The sequence below is a fragment of the Acidovorax sp. KPB24-07 genome (assembly GCF_057543315.1).
This window is the reverse complement of sequence record NZ_BAAJYS010000500.1, coordinates 1-2,095: the sequence shown is the minus strand read 5'-3', so window position 1 is coordinate 2,095 and position 2,095 is coordinate 1. Positions and strand designations below refer to the sequence as shown.

Annotated in this window: 3 protein-coding genes; 2 read left to right on the top strand and 1 reads right to left on the bottom strand. The window is 70.6% G+C overall.

The window, feature by feature from the left end:
* The first annotated feature begins 10 nt into the window (after window positions 1-10).
* Window positions 11-178 (top strand): helix-turn-helix domain-containing protein, encoded by a 168-nt coding sequence (locus tag AC27IQ_RS23125; protein WP_487090945.1) that lies wholly within the window; start codon window positions 11-13, stop codon window positions 176-178.
* 74 nt (window positions 179-252) lie between these two features.
* Here the strand turns inward: AC27IQ_RS23125 and AC27IQ_RS23120 are convergent, their stop codons facing one another.
* Window positions 253-642, bottom strand: coding sequence for a VOC family protein (locus tag AC27IQ_RS23120; protein WP_487090944.1), 390 nt, complete (start codon window positions 640-642; stop codon window positions 253-255).
* Between the two features lie 253 nt (window positions 643-895).
* On the opposite strand from AC27IQ_RS23120, the gene AC27IQ_RS23115 reads away from it, so the two are divergent.
* Window positions 896-2,095, top strand: a 1,200-nt coding sequence (locus AC27IQ_RS23115) for an amidohydrolase family protein (RefSeq protein ID WP_487090943.1), incomplete at its 3' end; no start/stop codon positions are given.

Here is a 2,095-nt window from a genome sequence, read left to right as displayed (position 1 = left end):
GGCCCAGGCCCTGACGGGCGATGGTGGCCCGCCCCTGGCCGCCATCGCGGCGGACCATGGCTACGCCGACCAGGCGCATTTCGGCCGCGAATGCCGGCACTGGCTGGGACAGACGCCCGCCCGGCTGCGGGCATCGAAGGACCTGCTGGCCTCCGTGCAGTCCAGCGGCTACGGCTGAACGCGGCCCTGCCATCGGCCACATCGAACCAGCCGCGTTGAACGGCGCAGCGCCGCCCAAGCGCCGCGCCCCCGTCAGTTGCCCGCGCCCATCGGCGTGCACAGCTCCACCAGAAAGCCGTTGCAGTCGTGCACATAGGCCACCGTCTGGCCCCAGGGCATGGACTCGGCGGCCTGCACCAGGGTGGCGCCGGCCTGGATCGCGCGGTCCACGGCCGCGGTGACATCTGTGGTGGTGAAGGCGATCTCGCATTGCGGCGCACCGGCCACCGCCCGCTGCGGGTTCTTGCCCAGCTGGGCCATCAGTTGGAGCGACGAGAACGCCAGCGCGGTGGCGCCGGTGTCCATCTCGCCGAAATCGCCCGCCTCGTGCACGAAGCGGCGCGAAAGACCGAACGCGGCCTCGTAGAAAGCGACGGTGCCGGGCACGTCTTCGACGTAAAGAATGGTGTAGCCGAACTGCATGGGGTCTCCTTCAGCAAAAGACAGGGTGGATCGAACGTGCCCGCAGCATAGGCGGCCTTTTCCGCGCGGTCTGGAAGAAATCCGACATGGGCCGTCGTCCCAGCCGGCGCACCCAGCCCGGCCATCGGGCTGCGAAACGGCACCCCCCGCGGCCTACACTGGCAGGCCTGGTGGCGCCGCGGGCAAGCCTTTTGCATGCCGGCCTGCACCGCTTCCGCCAGCCCCCTCACACCCTTGCCCGGCCCCATACACCATGCTCGACCTGCTCATCCACAACGCCACCCTGCCCGATGGCCGCACGAACGTTTCCGTGGCCGTGCAGGACGGGCGCATTGCCGAAGTGACCGAGGGCCTGCAGGCCCCGGCGCACGAGACCGTCGATGCGGGCGGCCTGCTGCTGAGCCCGCCGTTCGTCGATGCGCACTTCCACATGGACTCGACCTTGAGCTACGGCCAGCCCCGCGTGAACGAGAGCGGCACGCTGCTGGAGGGCATCGCGCTGTGGGGCGAACTGAAGCCCCAGCTCACGCACGAGGCCATCGTGGAGCGGGCGATGCACTACTGCGACTGGGCCGTGGCGCGCGGCCTGCTGGCCATCCGCTCGCACGTGGACACCAGCGACCCGCGGCTGCTGCCCGTGCACGCGCTGCTGGACGTGAAGCGCCGCGTGGCGCCCTACCTCGACCTGCAGCTGGTCGCCTTCCCGCAGGACGGCGTGCTGCGCGCCGCGGGCGGCCTGGACAACCTCCAGCGCGCGCTGGACCTGGGCGTGGACGTGGTGGGCGGCATTCCCCATTTCGAACGCACCATGGCGCAGGGAGCGGAAAGCGTGCGCATCCTGTGCGAGCTGGCCGCCGATCGGGGCAAGCGGGTGGACATGCACTGCGACGAGACCGACGACCCGCTCTCGCGCCACGTCGAAACGCTGGCTTTCGAAACCCAGCGCCTGGGCCTGCACGGCCGGGTGACGGGCTCGCACCTCACCTCCATGCACAGCATGGACAACTACTACGTGAGCAAGCTCATCCCCCTGATGGCCGAGGCGCAGCTGGGGGTGGTGGCCAACCCGCTCATCAACATCACCCTCCAGGGCCGCCACGACACCTACCCCAAGCGCCGCGGCATGACCCGCGTGCCCGAGTTGATGGCCGCGGGCCTGACGGTGGCCTTCGGCCACGATTGCGTGATGGACCCGTGGTACGGGGGCGGCAGCGGCGACATGCTGGAGGCCGCCCACATGGGCCTGCACGTGGGGCAGATGACCGGCCAGCACGCCATGCGCCAGTGCTTCGAGGCAGTGACCACGAACCCGGCCCGGCTGCTGGGCCTGGAGGGCTATGGCCTGCAGGCCGGCTGCCATGCCGACTTCGTGCTGCTGCATGGGCGCGATCCGGCCGAGGCGATCCGGCTGCGCGCCACGCGCCTGGGGGTGTGGCGGCGAGGCCGGCGGGTG

Bases quoted from the DNA above. Each gene is read 5' to 3' on its own strand.
- AC27IQ_RS23120 (WP_487090944.1), bottom strand. From the start codon at position 642: ATGCAGTTCGGCTACACCATTCTTTACGTCGAAGACGTGCCCGGCACC.